Annotated in this window: 17 protein-coding genes; 5 read left to right on the top strand and 12 right to left on the bottom strand. The window is 73.9% G+C overall.

Features of this window, described 5'->3' with window-relative positions:
• Window positions 1–9 precede the first annotated feature (9 nt).
• From EBH09_RS20215 to EBH09_RS20190, 6 genes are all read right to left on the bottom strand, one after another.
• Entirely contained in the window at window positions 10–615 is a 606-nt protein-coding gene (locus tag EBH09_RS20215) for a hypothetical protein (protein ID WP_121748365.1), read from the bottom strand.
• Window positions 616–848: 233 nt separating this feature from the next.
• A complete protein-coding gene (locus EBH09_RS20210; RefSeq protein WP_121748364.1) occupies window positions 849–1646 on the bottom strand; it encodes a type III pantothenate kinase in 798 nt (265 codons plus the stop codon).
• Between the two features lie 5 nt (window positions 1647–1651).
• Window positions 1652–2632: a carboxylating nicotinate-nucleotide diphosphorylase gene (nadC, locus tag EBH09_RS20205; RefSeq protein WP_193776434.1), complete on the bottom strand. Its 981-nt coding sequence runs from the start codon at window positions 2630–2632 to the stop codon at window positions 1652–1654.
• A 5-nt stretch (window positions 2633–2637) separates the two neighbouring features.
• A complete protein-coding gene (locus tag EBH09_RS20200; RefSeq protein ID WP_121748362.1) occupies window positions 2638–4371 on the bottom strand; it encodes an L-aspartate oxidase in 1734 nt (577 codons plus the stop codon).
• On the bottom strand, window positions 4368–5378 hold the full coding sequence (gene panC / locus EBH09_RS20195) for a pantoate--beta-alanine ligase (RefSeq protein ID WP_121748361.1): 1011 nt from the start codon (window positions 5376–5378) through the stop codon (window positions 4368–4370). Before panC ends, EBH09_RS20200 begins: the two co-directional genes overlap by 4 nt.
• Window positions 5375–6439: a DUF2520 domain-containing protein gene (locus EBH09_RS20190; RefSeq protein ID WP_121748360.1), complete on the bottom strand. Its 1065-nt coding sequence runs from the start codon at window positions 6437–6439 to the stop codon at window positions 5375–5377. The genes panC and EBH09_RS20190 overlap by 4 nt, the downstream gene beginning before the upstream one ends.
• Before the next feature lie 212 nt (window positions 6440–6651).
• Between EBH09_RS20190 and EBH09_RS20185 the strand changes: the two genes are divergently transcribed.
• The gene (locus EBH09_RS20185) at window positions 6652–7848 is read left to right on the top strand and encodes a beta-eliminating lyase-related protein (RefSeq protein ID WP_121748359.1); all 1197 of its coding nucleotides are present in this window, start codon (window positions 6652–6654) and stop codon (window positions 7846–7848) included.
• A 28-nt stretch (window positions 7849–7876) separates the two neighbouring features.
• On the opposite strand, the gene EBH09_RS37920 is transcribed toward EBH09_RS20185, so the two are convergent.
• Window positions 7877–8092, bottom strand: a complete 216-nt coding sequence (locus EBH09_RS37920) for a hypothetical protein (protein WP_193776422.1) — start codon at window positions 8090–8092, stop codon at window positions 7877–7879.
• 171 nt (window positions 8093–8263) lie between these two features.
• On the opposite strand from EBH09_RS37920, the gene EBH09_RS20175 reads away from it, so the two are divergent.
• On the top strand, window positions 8264–9370 hold the full coding sequence (locus tag EBH09_RS20175) for a DUF5937 family protein (protein WP_121748358.1): 1107 nt from the start codon (window positions 8264–8266) through the stop codon (window positions 9368–9370).
• A 38-nt stretch (window positions 9371–9408) separates the two neighbouring features.
• Here the strand turns inward: EBH09_RS20175 and EBH09_RS20170 are convergent, their stop codons facing one another.
• Together EBH09_RS20170 and EBH09_RS20165 are read right to left on the bottom strand one after the other, a co-directional pair.
• The gene (locus EBH09_RS20170) at window positions 9409–10083 is read right to left on the bottom strand and encodes a response regulator transcription factor (protein WP_121748357.1); all 675 of its coding nucleotides are present in this window, start codon (window positions 10081–10083) and stop codon (window positions 9409–9411) included.
• A gap of 69 nt (window positions 10084–10152) precedes the next feature.
• Window positions 10153–11355 (bottom strand): sensor histidine kinase, encoded by a 1203-nt coding sequence (locus EBH09_RS20165; protein WP_121748356.1) that lies wholly within the window; start codon window positions 11353–11355, stop codon window positions 10153–10155.
• Window positions 11356–11473: 118 nt separating this feature from the next.
• Here EBH09_RS20165 and EBH09_RS20160 point away from each other — a divergent pair, with 118 nt between their 5' ends.
• Window positions 11474–12574 carry an SAM-dependent methyltransferase gene (locus EBH09_RS20160; protein WP_121748355.1) on the top strand — a complete coding sequence of 367 codons (1101 nt, stop codon included), beginning with the start codon at window positions 11474–11476 and terminating at the stop codon, window positions 12572–12574.
• On the opposite strand, the gene EBH09_RS20155 is transcribed toward EBH09_RS20160, so the two are convergent.
• A complete protein-coding gene (locus EBH09_RS20155) occupies window positions 12539–13690 on the bottom strand; it encodes an NADH-quinone oxidoreductase subunit D (RefSeq protein ID WP_121748354.1) in 1152 nt (383 codons plus the stop codon). The genes EBH09_RS20160 and EBH09_RS20155 overlap by 36 nt on opposite strands.
• A gap of 31 nt (window positions 13691–13721) precedes the next feature.
• Between EBH09_RS20155 and EBH09_RS20150 the strand changes: the two genes are divergently transcribed.
• Together EBH09_RS20150 and EBH09_RS20145 are read left to right on the top strand one after the other, a co-directional pair.
• A complete protein-coding gene (locus tag EBH09_RS20150) occupies window positions 13722–14243 on the top strand; it encodes a PH domain-containing protein (protein WP_193776421.1) in 522 nt (173 codons plus the stop codon).
• Between the two features lie 104 nt (window positions 14244–14347).
• The gene (locus EBH09_RS20145; protein ID WP_238697380.1) at window positions 14348–15700 is read left to right on the top strand and encodes a PH domain-containing protein; all 1353 of its coding nucleotides are present in this window, start codon (window positions 14348–14350) and stop codon (window positions 15698–15700) included.
• A 36-nt stretch (window positions 15701–15736) separates the two neighbouring features.
• On the opposite strand, the gene EBH09_RS20140 is transcribed toward EBH09_RS20145, so the two are convergent.
• Window positions 15737–17035, bottom strand: a complete 1299-nt coding sequence (locus EBH09_RS20140) for a hypothetical protein (protein ID WP_193776420.1) — start codon at window positions 17033–17035, stop codon at window positions 15737–15739.
• A 144-nt stretch (window positions 17036–17179) separates the two neighbouring features.
• On the bottom strand, window positions 17180–17984 hold an 805-nt coding region (locus EBH09_RS20135; RefSeq protein ID WP_121748352.1), incomplete at its 5' end, for an alpha/beta hydrolase-fold protein.

The raw sequence follows: 17984 nt of genomic DNA, 5'->3' as shown, positions 1-17984 counted from the left end.
CAGGCCGCATCACCCGGCCGCGAGGTGGTGCCGGGAGCCGGGGGCCGGCGGAGCCGGCCTGCGGCGCGGGAAAACCTCGCCCGGGGTGGGGACGGGGCGCTTCGGGGTGGCCGGGGCGGGGTGGGGGGCCGGTTTCTGGGCGGGCTTCTGCGCGGGCTTCTTGTCGGGCTGCTGGCCGCCGGGGAGAGCGTGGAGGCGGGTACGAGCGGCCGGGAGGACGACTGTGGCCGCGCGGGACGCCGTGGGCGCCGCCGGGCCGCAGCGGGCCAGGAGAGCGGCTGCGGCGGGGTTGCCGCGCAGGGCCCCGAGGGCGGCGAGGTCGTCCGCGTCCGGGCGGTGCCCGGCCCCCAGTGCCTCGTCCAGGAGCGCGAGGTAACCGGTGACGGTGCCGGGGAGCGCGGCGCGGTACCGGGCGAGGTCGGCCACCAGGAAGGCGCGCAGCCTGGCGCTCTCCCGCATCGCCTCGTCGAGCGACTCTGCGAGGCGGAGACAGTCCTGGGCCTCCTCCGCCGAGACGGGGCTGGGGTTCAGGGCGAGGGCGAGGGCGCGCCGGAGCACACGCAGCTCCTGAGCACCGAACGCCATGCCGCCGCGGGATCCGTAGGGCGTGGGCATGCGGCGACGATACGCGCTAATCAGACAAACTCGGCATAGGGGGCGGGTGTGGCGTGGGGTGCCACTCGTATGCGGGTGGCACCCCCTCACCTCCCCGTTGCGGGCAGTCGTGCCTGGTAGGTGCCCCGATCCCCAGGGGCGGCGCGGGTGGGCGCAGCGGCCCCCGCAGCGCCGGGCCACGACACCCGCACTCCCACCCGCACCCGCACCCGCACCCGCACCCACGCCGACCGCTACATGCGGGACACGTTCCGCTCGTACACCAGGCGGAGCCCCATCAGCGTCAGCCACGGCTCGTGTTCGTCGATGACCGAGGACTCGCCGAGGACCATCGGCGCGAGCCCGCCCGTCGCGATGACCGTGACCTCGTCGGGGTCGTCGGCCAGCTCGCGGGCCATGCGGTTGACGACCCCGTCGACCTGGCCGGCGAAGCCGTACACGATGCCGGACTGCATCGCCTCGACCGTGTTCTTGCCGATCACGCTCCGCGGCCGGGCCACCTCGATCTTGCGGAGCTGGGCGCCCTTGACGCCGAGCGCCTCGACCGAGATCTCGATGCCGGGGGCGATGACCCCGCCGATGTACTCCCCGCGCGCGCTGACGGCGTCGAACGTCGTCGCCGTGCCGAAGTCCACGACGATCGCCGGCCCGCCGTAGAGCTCGACGGCCGCGACCGCGTTGATGATGCGGTCGGCGCCGACCTCCTTGGGGTGGTCGGTGAGGATCGGGACGCCCGTCTTGACGCCCGGTTCGACGAGGACCGCCGGGACGTCGCCGTAGTAGCGGCGGGTGACCTCGCGCAGTTCGTGCAGGACCGAGGGGACCGTCGCGCAGATGGCGATGCCGTCGATGCCATCGCCCAGCTCGTCGCCGAGGAGCGGGTGCATGCCCATCAGGCCCTGGAGGAGGACCGCCAGCTCGTCGGCGGTGCGGCGCGAGTCCGTGGAGATGCGCCAGTGTTCGACGATGTCCTCGCCGTCGAAGAGACCCAGGACGGTGTGCGTGTTGCCTACGTCGATCGTCAGCAGCATGGGCTCTACTCCGCCGCTCGCAGGTCCAGGCCGATGTCCAGGATCGGGGAGCTGTGGGTGAGGGCGCCCACGGCCAGGTAGTCGACGCCCGTGGCCGCGTACGCCTTGGCGTTGGTGAGGGTCAGGCGGCCCGAGGCCTCCAGTGCGGCCCGGCCGGCGACCAGGGCCACCGCTTCCTCGCACTCGTCCGGGGTGAAGTTGTCCAGGAGGATCAGGTCCGCGCCCGCGTCCACGACCTCGCGGAGCTGGTGCAGGGTGTCGACCTCGACCTCGATGGGGACTTCGGGGAAGCGCTCGCGGACGGCCTGGAAGGCCGCTGCCACGCCGCCGGCGGCCACCACGTGGTTGTCCTTGACCAGGGCGGCGTCCGAGAGGGACATGCGGTGGTTGACGCCGCCGCCGCAGCGGACGGCGAACTTCTCGAGGGAGCGCAGCCCGGGGGTCGTCTTGCGGGTGTCCCGGACCTTCGCCTTCGTGCCCTCCAGGACGTCCGCCCACGCGCGCGTGGCCGTCGCGATGCCCGACAGGCGGCACAGGAGGTTCAGTGCGCTGCGCTCGGCGGTGAGGATGTCGCGGGTGCGGGTGGTGACGGAGAGGAGCTTCTGGCCGGCTTCGACGCGGTCGCCGTCCTCGACGTGGCGTTCCACCTCGAACTCGTCCGTGCAGACGACCGACATCACCGCCTCGGCGACCCGGAGACCGGCCACCACACCCGCCTCACGCGCGGTGAAGTCGGCGGTGGCCACGGCGTCCTCGGGGATGGTCGCGACCGTCGTCACGTCCACGCCGCCCGCCAGGTCCTCCTGGATGGCGAGGTTCGCGAGGTCCTCGACCTCCACGGGGTCGAGTCCGGAGTCCAGCATCAGGGCCGCGAGCGCGGGGTCGAGGCCGCACTCCATGAAGGCGTCCTCGTCGGTGTCCGCGCCGCAGGCGCAGCCGTCGCCGCAGCCTCCGGTGGAGGCGAGGGGAAGGTCGGGGGTGTTCACTGCTGTCACTGCTCCTGGGGACGCTGCGCCGGCTGGGGGCCGTGGGTGGTCGGGGGGAATTCTGGCGTGTCCGTGGTGTGCACGGCGAGGGATCGGTCGGGGTTCAGGCGTACGACGATGTGGCGGCGCCACGTCGTGTCGTCGCGGTCCGCGTGGTCCTCGCGCCAGTGACAGCCGCGGGTCTCCTCGCGCCGCGCCGCCGCGGCCACCAGGACGCGGGCCACGCAGAGGAGATTGGTGGCCTCCCAGGTGTCCACGCCCGGCTCGGACGTCTTGCCGTTCTCGTGCAGGGCTTCGCGGGCATCGGTGTGGAGGTGGAGCAGCTGGTCCGCCGCCCGCGTGAGGGAGTCGGCCGAGCGCAGGACGCCGGCGCCGTCGGTCATGATCCGCTGGATGGTCAGGCGGGACTCGGGCGGCAGGAGCGGGTGCGCCGGGTGAGCGGGCTGCCGGAGGGGTGCGGGCACACGCGCGTGGAGTGTGCCGTCCGCGTGGCCGGCGGCTATGTCCGCGGCGATGCGCTCGGCGTAGACCAGGCCCTCCAGGAGTGAGTTGGAGGCCAGGCGGTTGGCGCCGTGCACACCCGTGCAGGCGACCTCGCCGCACGCGTACAGGCCGGGGACCGTCGTACGGCCGCGGGCGTCGGTGCGGACGCCGCCGGAGGCGTAGTGGGCGGCCGGGGCGACCGGGACCGGCTCGGTGACCGGGTCGATGCCGTGGGCGCGGCAGGCGGCGAGGATCGTGGGGAAGCGGTGCTCCCACATCTCCGCGCCGAAGTGGCGCGCGTCCAGGTACATGTGCTCGGCGTCCCGCTCCTGCATGCGGCGCGTGATGCCCTTGGCGACGATGTCCCGGGGGGCGAGTTCCGCCAGTTCGTGCTGCCCCCGCATGAAGCGCACTCCGTCGGCGTCCACCAGGTGGGCGCCCTCGCCCCGTACCGCCTCCGAGACCAGGGGCTGCTGGCCCTCGGCGTCCGGACCGAGGAAGAGGACGGTGGGGTGGAACTGGACGAATTCGAGGTCGCTCACCTCGGCGCCCGCGCGGAGGGCGAGCGCGACACCGTCGCCCGTGGAGACGGACGGGTTCGTCGTCGCCGAGAAGACCTGGCCCATGCCGCCGGTGGCGAGGACGACGGCGGGGGCGTGCACCGCTCCGACGCCGTCGTGCTGGCCCTCGCCCATGACGTGCAGGGTGACGCCGGCGGTACGGCCGTCCGCGTCCGTGAGGAGGTCCAGGACGAGGGCGTTCTCGATCGTGCGCATCCCACGCGCGCGTACCGCCTCGACCAGGGCACGGGAGATCTCCGCGCCCGTGGCGTCGCCGCCCGCGTGGGCGATGCGGCGTCGGTGGTGGCCGCCCTCGCGGGTGAGGGCCAGTCCGCCCTCGGTGGACTCGTCGAAGTGCGCGCCGGTCGCGATGAGCCGCCGTACCGCGTCGGGGCCCTCGGTGACCAGGATGCGGACCGCCTCCTCGTCGCACAGCCCCGCGCCGGCGACCAGGGTGTCGTCCAGGTGCTGCGCGGGGGTGTCGCCCTCGCCGAGGGCCGCCGCGATGCCACCCTGCGCCCAGCGGGTGGATCCGTCGTCGAGGCGGGCCTTGGTGACGACGACCGTGCGCAGACCGGCCGCCTCGCAGCGCAGGGCGGCGGTGAGGCCGGCGACGCCGGAGCCGACGACCACCACGTCCGCGGCGATGGCCCAGCCGGGTGCGGGTGCGTGCAGTCGTATGCCTGTGCTGGTCACGAGGCGGCTCCGAAGCTTCCGAAGGTGAGGGGGACGTTGTCGATCAACCGGGTCGCACCGACCCGGGCGGCGACGGCGAGGACGGCCTCGCCGGTGTGGTCGTCGCCGATCTCGGTGAAGTCGGACGGGTCGACCAGGGCGAGGTAGTCCAGCTCCAGCGGCGGATCGGCGCGGGCCGCGTCGTCCAGCACCAGGTGGGCGGCGGCCCGGACGGCCGTGACGCTGCCGGGAGCCGACGTGGCGACGGCGTGGGCGTCGGCCGCCGCGCGGGACTCGCCCAGGGCGCTGAGCGCCTCGGCACGGGCGTGTGTGGCGGGCACCTCGCGGGCCCGTGCGCGCAGCGCCTCCTGGGCCGCGTGCCGGTCGAGGCCGGCGAACAGGGCCTGGGAGAGCGCGAGGGCGGTGCGGCGCTCCCGGGTCGAGAGGTAGCGGTTGCGGCTGGACAGGGCCAGGCCGTCCTCCTCGCGCACGGTGGGGACGCCGACGATCTCCACGCCGAAGTTCAGGTCGCGGACCATGCGGCGGATCAGGGCGAGCTGCTGGGCGTCCTTCTGCCCGTAGAGGGCCAGGTCGGGGCGGGTGAGGTGGAGCAGTTTGGCGACGACGGTGAGCATGCCGTCGAAGTGGCCGGGGCGGGAGGCGCCCTCCAGGCGTTCGCCCATGGGGCCGGCCGTGACGCGCACCTGGGGTTCGCCGCCGGGGTAGACCTCGTCGACGGCGGGGGCGAAGACGGCGTCCGCGCCCGCCCGTCCGGCGATCCCCAGGTCGGCTTCCAGGGTGCGCGGGTAGCGGTCGAGGTCCTCGCCGGCACCGAACTGCAGCGGGTTGACGAAGACGGTGACGACGACCTCGCCGTCCGGGCCGACGAGGTCGCGGGCCGTGCGGACCAGGGTGGCGTGGCCCTCGTGCAGGGCGCCCATGGTCATCACGACGGCCCGGCGGCCGTGCCGCACGCGCGCGTGCAGCTCGTCGGCGGTCCGCAGCAGGGCGGGCGGGGTGGTGGTCATCGGGCGTCTCCCCCGGGGCCGTCGGTGCCGTCGCTTTCGTCCGTGCCGTCGCTGTCGTCGATGCCGTCCGTCCCGTCGATGCCGTCGATGCGGTCGATGCCGTCGATGCCGTCGGTGCGGTCGGTGCGGTCCTCCGGGGCCGTGCGGTTGCCGCCGTCCGTGCCGTCGGCGAGTACCCCCAGCAGGTCCTCGGCCAGTTCGGCCTTCAGCAGCCCGTGGTCCAGGGCCCGGTCGGCGGTGGCGCGGGCCATGGCCAGGTAGCCGGCGACGGCCTGCGGGGCGTGTGCGCGCAGTTCCACGATGTGCGCGGCGACCGTGCCCGCGTCCCCGCGCGCGACCGGGCCGGTGAGGGCCGCGTCGCCGGAGCGCAGGGCGTTGTCGAGGGAGGCGCCCAGCAGCGGGCCGAGCATCCGGTCGGGGGCCTCGACGCCGGCCGTGCGCAGCAGCTCCATGGACTGGGCGACCAAGGTGACCAGGTGGTTGGCGCCCAGGGCGAGCGCGGCGTGGTAAAGCGGGCGCTTGTCCTCGGCGATCCACTCCGGCTCGCCGCCCATCTCGATGACCAGGGCCTCGGCGGCCAGCCGCAGCTCCTCGGGCGCGGTGACGCCGAAGGAACAGCCGGCCAGGCGCTGGACGTCCACGGGGGTGCCGGTGAAGGTCATCGCCGGGTGCAGGGCCAGCGGCAGGGCGCCGGCCCGCAGCGCGGGGTCCAGGACCCTCGCGCCGTACCGCCCGGAGGTGTGCACGAGCAGCTGGCCCGGTCGCACCGCGCCGGTCTCGGCGAGCCCGGTCACCAGGCCGGGCAGGGCGTCGTCGGGGACCGTCAGCAGGACCAGCTCGGCGCGCTGGAGGACCTCGGCGGGCCGCATGAGCGGCACGTCGGGGAGGAGCGCGGCGGCACGCCGCCGGGAGGCGTCGGAGACACCGGAGACGGCCACCGGGCGGTGCCCGGCGAGCTGGAGGGACGCGGCGAGCGCGGGGCCCACGCGTCCGGCGCCGACGACGCCTACGGTGAGACGCGCGGGGCGGTCCCTGGGATCTGGCTGTGGGGTTGTATTCACGCGACGGCGGCCTTCCCGTTCCAGTCCGCTCGGGGTACCGGACGATTTCTCGTCATGTTAACGCGATTGGTTCGGAGGGCGTCCGGTTGTCCACAGGCTGTGGGTTTCCGTGCGGTGACGGGGCACACCCTCACGCGCGCGTGCAAACGTGTGACGGAACCCGTGGGAAAACCCGGGTGCCCGCGCCGACGTCCGCGCGGCATGATCCCGGGATGAGCGATACGGCAGCGGGACAAGCGGAATCGACGCGATCGACCGAGTCGGCGAAATCGGCGGAGGAGCGCGGCGCGCGGCTCCGGGAGCGGCGCGTGGCCGCCCATCGCGACGCCCGGCGCGTACTCGTCGGCCCGGGTTTCACCACGACCCTGCGCGAGCGGCTCGCCCTGCTGGACGGGGCCGCCGAGCTGTACGACCTCGACGAGCCGTCCGACGTGTACGGCAACGGCATCGTGGAGTCCCTGGAGGAGAAGGTCGCCGCTCTGCTCGGCGCCGAGGCCGCGGCTTTCTTCCCGACCGGCACCATGGCCCAGCAGGTGGCCCTTCGCTGCTGGGCGGGCCGCACCGGCAACCCGGTCGTCGCCCTGCACGGGCTCAGTCATCCCGAGATGCACGAGCGCGATGCCTTCAGCCGGGTCAGCGGGCTGCGCCCGGTGCGGGTGACCAGCGAGCCCCGGCTGCCGACCGCCGACGAGGTGCGCGACTTCGACGAGCCGTTCGGGGCGCTGATGCTGGAGCTGCCGCTCAGGGAGGCCGGTTTCGTACTGCCCACCTGGGAGGAGCTCACCGAGGTCGTCGAGGCCGCGCGGGAGCGCGACGCGGTGGTCCACTTCGACGGGGCCCGACTGTGGGAGTCAACCGTCCGCTTCGGCCGCCCACTGGACCGGATCGCGAGCCTGGCGGACAGCGTGTACGTGTCGTTCTACAAGTCGCTCAAGGGCTACGGCGGCGCCGCCCTGGCCGGTCCCCGGACGCTGATCGAGGAGGCGAAGGCCTGGCGGCACCGGTACGGCGGCGCGGTGTTCCAGCAGTTCCCCACGGTGCTGTCGGCCCTGGCCGGTCTGGAGCGCGAGCTGCCGCGGCTGCCGGAGTACGTGGCCCACGCGCGCGTGGTGGCCGCCGCGCTGCGGGAGGGCTTCGCGGCGGCCGGGCTGCCATGGGCGCGGGTGCACCCCGAGGAGCCGCACACCCACGAGTTCCAGGTCTGGCTGCCGTACGACGCCGATGTGGTCGGCGAGGCCGCGGTGCGGCAGGGCGAGGAGACGGGGACCCTGCTCTTCTCCCGCGGCTGGGACACAGCCGGACCGGGACTCGCCGTCACCGAGGTCGGGGTGGACGCGGCGGGCCTGGACTGGACGGCCGACGAGGTGCAGGCGGCGGTCGCCGACTTCGCGGCCCGGCTGACGGGCTGAACGGCGGCGCGCCCGACGGCCGCCCGCGTCAGCCGAGAGCCCGCGGCCACAGGGACCACCACCGGCGCAGGGCGCGCCGCACTCGGCCGCGCGCCGGGCGACCGGCGAGCACGGCCCAAAACCGGCGGCGGTCGTGCCACTCGCGCACGACCCGCCGGTCGTGGGTGCCGGGCGCGGGCGGCGAGGGCTCGCCGAGCTGCCGGGCACGGTAGGTGTCGAGGAGGTACTGCTGCGTGATGCTCATGGGAATCGCCTTCTCGGGGGACGTGGAAGTGGAGACGAGCGGAAGAGGGAACGGGCTCCGCGGCTGCCCCGGTGACTCCAGCCTGCTCCGGCACGGCTCCGCGGTCGCGCCGATTGACGGCGGCGGTCAATCGGCGGCGGCGTTGTCGGTGGCGGGGGGCACCATGAGGGCATGAGCGTGCGCATCGACATCGCGGGTCTGCGGCCGGAGAGGATCGCCGTCGTGCCCTCGCCCCTGGCCGAGCTGGGCATGGCGCTGCACGCGCTGTCCGAGCCGGGGCACCACCCGGGCCTGCAGGGCTGGGCGACGGGGGTGACCGCCCGGCTCGACTCGCATCTGGCCGACCGGATGTGCGAGGCCGACTTCCTGTGGCGGACGACCTTCTCGGACCTGTTCATGCCGTTCGCCGGCGTGCCGGGCCGCAGCACGCTGCCCGGCGCCACCCTCGCCGAGGACCTGGACCTGCTCGACAAGCTGTCCGACGATCAGTTCGTGGACGCGGCGCTGGAGTTCACCTGCGCCCTGCCGTACAGCAACGGCGGGGCCTCCGCGCTCGCGGACGCCGAGGTTCGCCGGCGCGCACTGGACCTGGCCGCCGCGCGCGGACCGCAACAGCTGCGCTTCAGCGAGCGGCTGCTGGCCGATCCGCCGCTGATCCGCGGCTGGCTGCGGCAGTTCGCGCAGGACTGCGACGAGGCATTCTTCGCGGAGGCCTGGTCGCGGCTGCGCCACCAGCTCGCGGCGGACGCCCGCCACAAGACGGACCTGCTGCACCGCAAGGGCCTCGCCGAGGCGCTGGCCGCCGTGTCCCCGGCGGTCACGCTGGACGAGGGCGCCGCGCGGATCACGGTCGACAAGCTGGGCGACGGCCGTTCGGCGACGGCGGACGGCGGGCTCCTGCTCGTCCCGACGAGTCTGGGCTGGCCGCATCTGATGGTCCTGCACCGGCACGACTGGCAGCCGGTACTGCACTACCCCGTCGGCTCCCCCGAGCTGGCCTCGCCGCCGTCGGTCGAGCAGCTCACGCTGCGGATGACCGCGCTGTCCCACCCGGTCCGGATGCGGATCTGCCGCCACCTGGCCCGCAGCGCGTACACCACGAGCGAGCTGGCGCAGGCGCACGGCATGACGGCCCCGGAGATATCCCGGCACCTGGGCGTGCTGAAGAAGGCCGGCCTGATCACCACCCGCCGCCGCGGACGGTACGTCCTGCACCAGCTGGACGTGACGGTGGTGGCCCGGCTGGGCAGCGACTTCCTGGAGGGCATACTCCGGTAGCCGCCGTGCGGCCGGTCAGGCGCCCATCGCAAGGGGTGTCAGCCCTGTCCCCCGCCCGCCCGCACCAGCCCGGTCTCGTAGGCGAGGACCACCACCTGCACCCGGTCCCGCAGGCCCAGCTTGGTCAGGATGCGGCCCACGTGCGTCTTCACGGTCGCCTCCGACAGTACGAGCCGGGCCGCGATCTCCCCGTTGGAGAGCCCCTGCGCCACCAGCACCATCACCTCGCGCTCCCGCTCGGTGAGCCGCTGGAGTTCCTTGTGCCGGGGCTCCTGACCGGTGGCCGGCAGCATCGGCGCGAACCGGTCCAGGAGCCGGCGCGTGGTCGAGGGGGCGACCACCGCGTCGCCGCTGTGCACGGAGCGGATCGCGGCGAGCAGCTCGCTCGGCGGCACGTCCTTGAGCATGAAGCCGGAGGCGCCCGCCTTCAGCGCCGAGAAGGCGTACTCGTCGAGGTCGAAGGTGGTCAGGATCAGCACCTTCGGCGCGGCCGGGTCCACACAGATCCGGCTGGTGGTCTCGACGCCGTCGAGCTTGGGCATGCGGACGTCCATCAGGACGACGTCCACGGCCGTCGAACGCAGCACTTGGAGGGCCTCGACGCCGTCGCCCGCCTCCGCGACGACCTCCATGTCCGGCTGGGCCGCCAGCACCATCCGGAACCCGGTGCGCAGCAGCACCTGGTCGTCGACGAGCATTACGCGGATCGCCATCGGCGCCTCTTCCTTACAGGCTTACAGGCTTACAGGTGTAAACGCGGTACGTGCGTACGGGCGCGGGTGTCAGTGTGCGGGTTTCAGCGGCAGCAGCACACTGATGCGGAATCCTCCGCCCTGCCGCGGCCCGGCGTCCAGGGTGCCGCCGACCATGCCGACCCGCTCGCGCATGCCGATCAGTCCGTGGCCCTGGCCGTCGAAGCCGCCCTCCTCGTACAACTCGTGCGGGGCGCCCTTGCCGTCGTCCTCGATGAGCAGCCCGAGCCCGTCGTCGAAGTAGACCAGGCGCACGCTCGCGCCCGCGTTGGGACCGCCGTGCTTGCGCGTGTTGGTCAGCGCCTCCTGCACGATGCGGTACGCGGTGAGCTCAAGGCCGCTGGGCAGCCGGCGCGGGGTGCCCTCGACCTTGAAGTCGACGGGCAGCCCGGAGCTGCGGCACTCCTCCACGAGGTCCTCGATCTGCTGGACGTCGGGCTGCGGGACGTACTCGCCGGCCTCCTGGTGCTCACCGGTGCGCAGCACGCCGAGCAGGCGGCGCATCTCCGCGAGGGCCTGGCGGCCCGTGGAGGAGATGGTCTCCAGCGCCTTCTTCGCCTGGTCGGGGGCGGCGTCCAGGACGTAGGCGGCGCCGTCGGCCTGCACCACCATCACGGAGACGTTGTGCGCCACGACGTCGTGCAGTTCGCGCGCGATCCGGGCGCGTTCGGCGGCTACCGCCACCTTGGCCTGCGCCTCGCGCTCCTTCTCCAGCCGTGCGGCCCGTTCCTCCAGCTGCGCGAAGTAGGCGCGGCGGGTGCGGATGGAGTCGCCGAGCACCCAGGCGAGGGCGAAGGGCACCGCCTGGAAGACCGTTATGGCGATGTTGCCACCTATGCCCGCGTCCTCCATCGGCCAGCGGAGCTGGGCGACGGGGGCCGCGCACAGCCCCATGGCCAGTGCGGTCCGGGAGGCCCAGCGGGCGCCGGTCGCGGCCACGGTGTAGACGATCACCAGGAGGGCGAAGTCGGCCGGCATGGTCGACACGTCCAGCGCCAGCTGCCCCAGGCCCAGCGCGGCGGCCAGCAGCAGCATCTTCTCCGGCATCAGCCTGCGCAGCGCGATCACCACGCACAACAGCAGGACGAAGGGAAAGATCAGCGCCGTCATGTCCGTCCCCCGGGCCTCCTCCTGCGGAGCCACGGACATGACTGAGATCCCGACCAGGACGAGGGCCCAGAAACAGTCGACCCCGATCGGGTGTCTGCGGAGGAAATCGTAGAGGCGCTGCACGTAACCCAGCGTAGGGAAGGGTGATAGGTGCAGGGGTCAACCGGAGGGCCGATCCGCATCACCCGCGCGTACTCCGCAAGGTGGAGGCTCCGTTCTCCTGTGCGCCTAGCCTGGCCCTGTGACGCGAGGGACAGCAGGGACCACAGGGACGCCAGGGGTGCAGCGCGAGTGGCGGGGCTGGAGGGAAGCGACGCAGGACGCTCTCTACGGACCGGCCGGTTTCTACCGCGGATCCGAGGGGCCTGCCGGGCACTTCCGAACGTCCGTGCACGCGTCGCCGCTGTTCGCCGGGGCCGTGGCGCGGCTGCTGTGCCGGGTCGACGAGGCGCTGGGACGGCCTGCGGCCCTGGACTTCGTGGACATGGCGGCCGGGCGGGGCGAGTTGGTCACCGGGGTGCTGGCCGCGCTGCCCGCCGAGGTGGCCGGCCGCACGCGCGCGTACGCCGTCGAGGTGGCCGGCCGCCCCGAGGGGCTGGACCACCGGATCGAGTGGCTCGCCGAGCCGCCGGGCGGTGGGGTGACGGGGCTGCTGTTCGCCAACGAGTGGCTGGACAACGTCCCGTTGGAGGTGGCGGAGGTGGACTCGGCGGGCGTGCCGCGGCGGGTGCTCGTGCGGGGCGACGGGGCCGAACGGCTCGGGGAGCCGGTGGACGGGGCGGAGGCCGAGTGGCTGGCGCGGTGGTGGCCGCCGGCCGGTGAGGAAGGGCCGCGGGAGTGGCTGCGGGCCGAGATCGGGCTCCCCCGGGACACCGCCTGGGCGTCCGCCGTGGCGGCCCTGGACGGCGGGCTGGCCGTGGCCGCCGACTACGCGCACACCAGGGACGCCCGCCCGCCGTTCGGGACGCTCACCGGCTTCCGGGAGGGGCGGGAGACGCGACCGGTGCCGGACGGGTCGTGCGACATCACCGCGCATGTGGCGCTGGACGCGTGCGCGGCGGCCCACGCGGCGAGGTGCGCTCCGGAGCGCACGCCGCCGGCTGCTCTTCTGCTCCCCCAGCGCGATGCCTTGCGCGCCCTGGGCGTCACGGGCGCACGCCCCCCGCTCGCGTTGGCCTCCACCGACCCGGCGGCGTACGTACGCGCCCTCGCGGGCGCCTCGGAGGCCGCGGAACTGCTCGCGCGCGGCGGGCTGGGCGACTTCGTGTGGCTGCTCCAGCCGGTGGGGTCCCTCGACGCCGCCGCGCTACTTGTCGATGTCCCCGACCACGAAGAAGAGTGACCCGAGGATCGCCACCATGTCCGCGACCAGCGTCCCGGGCAGCAGCTCCGCCAGCGCCTGGATGTTGTTGTACGAGGCCGAGCGCAGCTTCAGCCGGTACGGGGTCTTCTCGCCCTTGCTGACCAGGTAGTAGCCGTTGATGCCGAGCGGGTTCTCGGTCCACGCGTAGGTGTGGCCCTCGGGCGCCTTCAGCACCTTCGGGAGCCGCTGGTTGATCGGCCCGGGCGGCAGCTCGGCCAGGTGGTCCAGGCAGGCGTCGGCGAGGTCGAGGGCGTTGTGGGTCTGCTCCAGGAGGCACTCGAAGCGGGCGAGGCAGTCTCCGTCGGCGCGGGTGACGACCTTCAGGGTGTCCCGGAGTTCGCCGTAGGCGAGGTACGGCTCGTCGCGGCGCAGGTCGAAGTCGACGCCGGAGGCGCGGGCGATCGGGCCGCTGACGCCGTAGGCGTGCACGGCCTCGGGCGACAGGGCGCCCACCCCGCGCGTACGCCCCCGGAAGATCTCGTTGCCGAGTACCAGGTCGTCGAAGACGTCCATGCGCGAGCGCACGGCGGCGACGGCGGCACGCGCGCGCGTGTGCCAGCCCGCCGGCAGGTCCTCCTTGAGGCCGCCGACGCGGTTGAACATGTAGTGCATGCGCCCGCCGGAGACCTCCTCCATGACGTTCTGGAGGATCTCCCGCTCCCGGAAGGCGTAGAAGACCGGGGTGATGCCGCCCAGCTCCAGCGGGTACGACCCCAGGAACATCAGGTGGTTGAGCACCCGGTTCAGCTCGGCGAGCAGCGTCCGCGTCCACACCGCGCGCGTGGGGACCTCCATGCCGAGCATCCGCTCCACGGCGAGGACCACACCCAGCTCGTTGGAGAACGCCGACAGCCAGTCGTGGCGGTTGGCGAGCACGATGATCTGACGGTAGTCACGGGCCTCGAACAGCTTCTCCGCGCCGCGGTGCATGTAGCCGATCACGGGTTCCGCGCTCGTGATGCGCTCACCGTCCAGGACGAGCCGCAGCCGCAGCACGCCGTGCGTGGACGGATGCTGGGGCCCGATGTTGAGCACCATGTCGGTGCTCTCCGCGGCGCCGCCGATACCGACCGTGGTCTCCGTCGTAGGAGTCATGCGCACAGTGTCTCCTACGTACGCTGGCCCCATGGAGACGGGGAGCCCTGACGACACGGGCACGGCGGGGGCGACGGAGCCGGTGCGGGACCAGCCGGTGTGGACCGGCCTGCCGCCGGGGCTGCTACGCATGCGGCGACTGCTGCTGGTGGTGTGGCTGGGACTGCTGACGCTCGCCGCGGGTCTGCTGCCCGGGTTGTTCCTGGGCCCCTTCTGGGCGGCCCTGGCACTGCTGCCGGGGGCCCTGCTGGCGTGGGGCTGGGTGATGCTGGAGCGCAACTGGCGCTCCTGGCGGTACGCCGAGCGCGCCGACGATCTGCTGATCAGCCGGGGCGTGCTGTGGTGGGAGGAGACCGTCGTCCCGTACGGGCGCATGCAGCTGGTCGAGGTGACCTCGGGCCCGGTGGAGCGCCACTTCGGCCTGGCCAGTGTGCAGCTCCACACGGCCGCCGCGGCGACCGACGCGACCATCCCGGGCCTCGACCCGGCCGAGGCGGAGCGCCTCCGCGACCGGCTCACCGAGCTGGGCGAGGCCCGATCGGCGGGGCTGTGACGAGGCCCGGGGCGGAGAAGGGCCCGCCGGAGGCGCGGAACGGCCCACCGGGGGCCACAGACGCCGCGGCCGGGGCCGAGGACCGCTCGGGCGCCGGCGCGGACATGAGCGGGGCCGAGGGCCGCCTGAGCGGGGACGAGAGCGGCGCCCACGGCCCCGGAGACGGTGTCGTCGAGCGGCGCCTGCACCCCGTCACGCCGTTGCGGCGAGCCTGGGCGCCGGTCGCCGTGATCGTCGGGTGGGCCGTGCACGACCCCGACCAGGCGCAGCGCCAGCTGTCGCGGCTGACCACGACCACGCTGCTGCTCGGGCTCGCCGTACTGATCCCGGCCGCCGCCCTGTACGGCTTCCTGACCTGGTGGTTCACCCACTTCGCGGTGACCGACACCGAGCTGCGCATCCGTACCGGACTGCTGTTCCGGCGCACCGCGCACATCCGGCTCGAACGGATCCAGGCCGTCGACGTCACCCAGCCGCTGCTCGCCCGCGTCGCGGGGGTCGCCAAGCTGAAACTCGACGTCATAGGCACCGGCAAGAAGGACGAACTGGCCTTTCTGGGCGCCGACGAGGCACGCGCGCTGCGGGCCGAGCTGCTCGCGCGCGCGGCCGGCCTCGCGCCCGAGACCGCGCACGAGGTCGGCGAGGCCCCCTCCCGGCAACTGCTGCGCGTACCGCCCGGCGTCCTCGCCGTCTCGCTGCTGCTGACCGGCGCGACCTGGGGCACCCTGATCGCCGCCGTCGTCGTGCCGACACTGTTGTGGCTGGCCACCCACAACCTGTGGACGGTGCTGGCGACCGCCCTGCCCCTGCTGGGCGCCGCGGGCGCGAGCAGCGCGGGCCGGTTCGTCGGGGAGTACGACTGGACGGTGGCCGAGTCCCCGGACGGGCTCCGCCTCGACCATGGGCTGCTGGACCGCGTCCACGAGACCGTTCCGCCGGGCCGGGTGCAGACGGTGCGGATCGTGGAGCCGGTGCTGTGGCGGCGGCGCGGCTGGGTGCGGGTGGAGCTGGACGTGGCCGGGTCGTCGAACTCCGTGCTGGTGCCGGTCGCCCCGCGCGAGATCGCCGAGTCGGTCGTCACGCGCGTGCTGCCCGGGGTGACCGTGCCGACGGACGCGATGCTGTGGCGCGCGCCGCGGCGGGCCGCGCGTTGCCGGCCGCTGTGGTGGCGGGGCTACGGACTCGCCGTCACCGACGCGGTCTTCGCCGCCCGGTACGGACTGCTGCGCCGCAGCCTGGCGCTGGTGCCGCACGCCAAGGTGCAGAGCGTCCGGCTCACGCAGGGGCCGTGGCAGCGGGCGCTGCGGCTGGCCGACGTACGGGTGGACACGGGCGCGAACAAGACCGCGACCGCGCGGCTGCGCGACGCCGACGAGGCGGCACGGCTGCTGCGGGCGCAGGCGGAGCGCTCCCGGACCGGACGGCGGGACGCGCTGCCGGACCGGTGGATGGCCTGAGCCCCCGCCGGCCGCGCCGCCCGGTGCCGGCCGGCGTCAGGACACCGCGCTGCGCAGCTGCTGCACGTCGATCTGCTCGGTCTCGTCGTGGGCCGTCAGGTCGATCACCTGCCCCACACCGCGGGACTCCTCGCCGGCCGGCTTGAAGGCGGCCTCCGCCTCGGCCTTGTGCAGGGCGAGGGCCTCCTGGCCGACCACGTCGGCGAGGTCCTCGTTCTGTACGGCCTCCAGGGCCTCGGACGACGACGTCCCGTCCTCGGACTCGGCGTTCTTCGTGCCGAAGAAGTCGAAGCCGCCCTCGACCAGCGGACGCCGCGCGGGAGTCGTCGGTGCGACGGCCACCGCGGTCGGCACCGTGAAGTGGCCGGCGGTCCGCCGGGTGGCCTGGTCGGGCCGCTCGGGCCGCGCGTCGGAACGATCGGACCGATCGGACTGGCCGGGCTCATCGGACTGGCCGGGCTCATCGGGCTGGCCGGGCTCATCGGGCTGAGCGGCCGGGGAGGCGGCGACGGTGCGCTCGTGCCCGTCGACCGCCTCGGGCTGCCCCTGTGCCTCGTCCTCCCGCGCGGCCTCGGCCGCCTCCGCGCTCTCTCCGCCGCCGCTGCCGCCGCCGTCGTCGCCGTCGTCGCCGTCGTCGCCGCCGCCGTCGGAGTCACCGCCGTCGTCGCGGCCGCCACCGTCCGCGGCGGGGGACGGCCGTCCCTCGTCGAAGCGCGCCAGCGCCGCGTTCGCCCGCAGGAACAGCCGGGAACCCTCGGGGGAGAACACGGCGGGGGTCTCCTCGACCGCCTCGGCGGCCTCCTCGGTGGCCGCGGTGTCCTCGGCGGGCGTCTCCTCCACCGGCGCCGGCCGTGCCGCCGGCAGCGCGGGCGCCTGCGGCACGGCCTCTATCTCCAGCAGGCGACGGCCCTCCAGCGCGGTGGCCCGCTCGGTCTCCGCCGTGGCGTAGCGCCGCAGCAGGGCGGCGTGCTCGTTGCGCAGTCCCGCCAGCTCCGTGCGCTTCGCCCGCAGCCGGTGCTCCAGCTTCATGCGCAGCTCGCGCGACTCCTCCAGGTCGGACTCCAGTTCGGCGACCCGTTCCTCGTAACGCCACTCGTCGCTCGCACGCGCGCGCGTGAGGTCGGCGACGCGCCTGCCCGCCTGCGCGTCCCAGTGACGCATGACGACCGCGCCGACGACGGCCGTCACCGCGGCGGCCGCGGCCAGTGAGCGCAGGATCATCGCTTCGCTGAACACCCATGGGCCGACGGCACAGACGACGGAGACGCCGGCGATCGCCGACGGAGGAAGCAGCCTGTGCAGGGGCGGGGAATGGCGGTGACGTCCACGTGGCATGGCCAGAAACTTACCGCGCGTAGGCGAATCTTGGCGCCCCGCCCCGTAAAAACACAGCCATCCCCGGCGCTTTCACACGGCATCAGGAATCCACATGCCCGACGGCGGGCGAATTACTTCAAGATCATTTCTGGTGTTCGCACGTCACCGCCCGCCGAGCCGTCCGTCGGGCCGTCCGTCGGGCCGCCCGCCGAGCCGCCCGCCGAGCCACTCCAAGGTCGCGGGAATCTCGCGCCGCCACGTATTGAAGTTGTGCCCGCCGCTTTCCAGGATGATCGACGAGATCCGCGTCGGCTTCCTGTCCTTCACCCGCTCAATGAACTCCAGCGTGTCCTTGTAGTTCGTCTCGCCGGACCTGCTGCTGGTGACGAGCAGTGAAGTGTCGGGCGCGGGCAGGTTCCTGAGACACCACCACAGGTCGGCCCGATTCTTCCGTCCCTTGTCGCCCTGGAAGAGGTCGCCCGTGGTGGGATCGCTGGGCGCGTCGTAGTAGGCGGAGAGCCCGGCCCCCGCGCCGTACACCTCGGGATGGTGCATGGCGAGCTTGAGGGCGCAGTAGCCGCCGGTCGAGTTGCCGACGACGCCCCAGCCGCCCGGCCCGCGGTCCACGCGGTAGTGGGCACTCACGGCCTCGGGCAGGTCCTTGGCGAAGAACGACTCCGTCTGCGGGCCGCCCGGGACGTCCACGCACTCCGTGTCGCGCGGCGGCGCCACCGTGGGCCGCAGCATCACCAGGATCATCGGCCGCATCCGGCCCGCCTCGGCCAGGTCCAACGCCGTACGCGGATAGTGCAGCTTGTCCACCAGCGCCGACGCCGTCCCGGGATAGCCGGTCAGGACGACGGCCGCGGGGAACGTACGGGCGCGGTGCCGCGCCTGGAAGTACTCCGGCGGCAGATACACGTACGCGGGCGACGCGATCCGCGTCGTACGGCCGACGACCTGTATC

The sequence above is a fragment of the Streptomyces sp. E2N166 genome, assembly GCF_003671715.1.
Taxonomy (GTDB): Bacteria; Actinomycetota; Actinomycetes; order Streptomycetales; family Streptomycetaceae; genus Streptomyces; species Streptomyces thinghirensis.
This window is presented reverse-complemented; position numbering and strand designations above follow the sequence as displayed.

What these genes read in the sequence shown, in the direction of transcription:
- EBH09_RS20215 (WP_121748365.1), bottom strand. Translation starts at nt 615, where the DNA reads ATGCCCACGCCCTACGGATCCCGCGGCGGCATGGCGTTCGGTGCTCAG.
- EBH09_RS20210 (WP_121748364.1), bottom strand. Translation starts at nt 1,646, where the DNA reads ATGCTGCTGACGATCGACGTAGGCAACACGCACACCGTCCTGGGTCTC.
- panC (WP_121748361.1), bottom strand. Translation starts at nt 5,378, where the DNA reads ATGACCACCACCCCGCCCGCCCTGCTGCGGACCGCCGACGAGCTGCAC.
- EBH09_RS20185 (WP_121748359.1), top strand. Translation starts at nt 6,652, where the DNA reads ATGAGCGATACGGCAGCGGGACAAGCGGAATCGACGCGATCGACCGAG.
- EBH09_RS37920 (WP_193776422.1), bottom strand. Translation starts at nt 8,092, where the DNA reads ATGAGCATCACGCAGCAGTACCTCCTCGACACCTACCGTGCCCGGCAG.
- EBH09_RS20175 (WP_121748358.1), top strand. Translation starts at nt 8,264, where the DNA reads ATGAGCGTGCGCATCGACATCGCGGGTCTGCGGCCGGAGAGGATCGCC.
- EBH09_RS20170 (WP_121748357.1), bottom strand. Translation starts at nt 10,083, where the DNA reads ATGGCGATCCGCGTAATGCTCGTCGACGACCAGGTGCTGCTGCGCACC.
- EBH09_RS20155 (WP_121748354.1), bottom strand. Translation starts at nt 13,690, where the DNA reads ATGACTCCTACGACGGAGACCACGGTCGGTATCGGCGGCGCCGCGGAG.
- EBH09_RS20150 (WP_193776421.1), top strand. Translation starts at nt 13,722, where the DNA reads ATGGAGACGGGGAGCCCTGACGACACGGGCACGGCGGGGGCGACGGAG.
- EBH09_RS20145 (WP_238697380.1), top strand. Translation starts at nt 14,348, where the DNA reads ATGAGCGGGGCCGAGGGCCGCCTGAGCGGGGACGAGAGCGGCGCCCAC.
- EBH09_RS20140 (WP_193776420.1), bottom strand. Translation starts at nt 17,035, where the DNA reads ATGCCACGTGGACGTCACCGCCATTCCCCGCCCCTGCACAGGCTGCTT.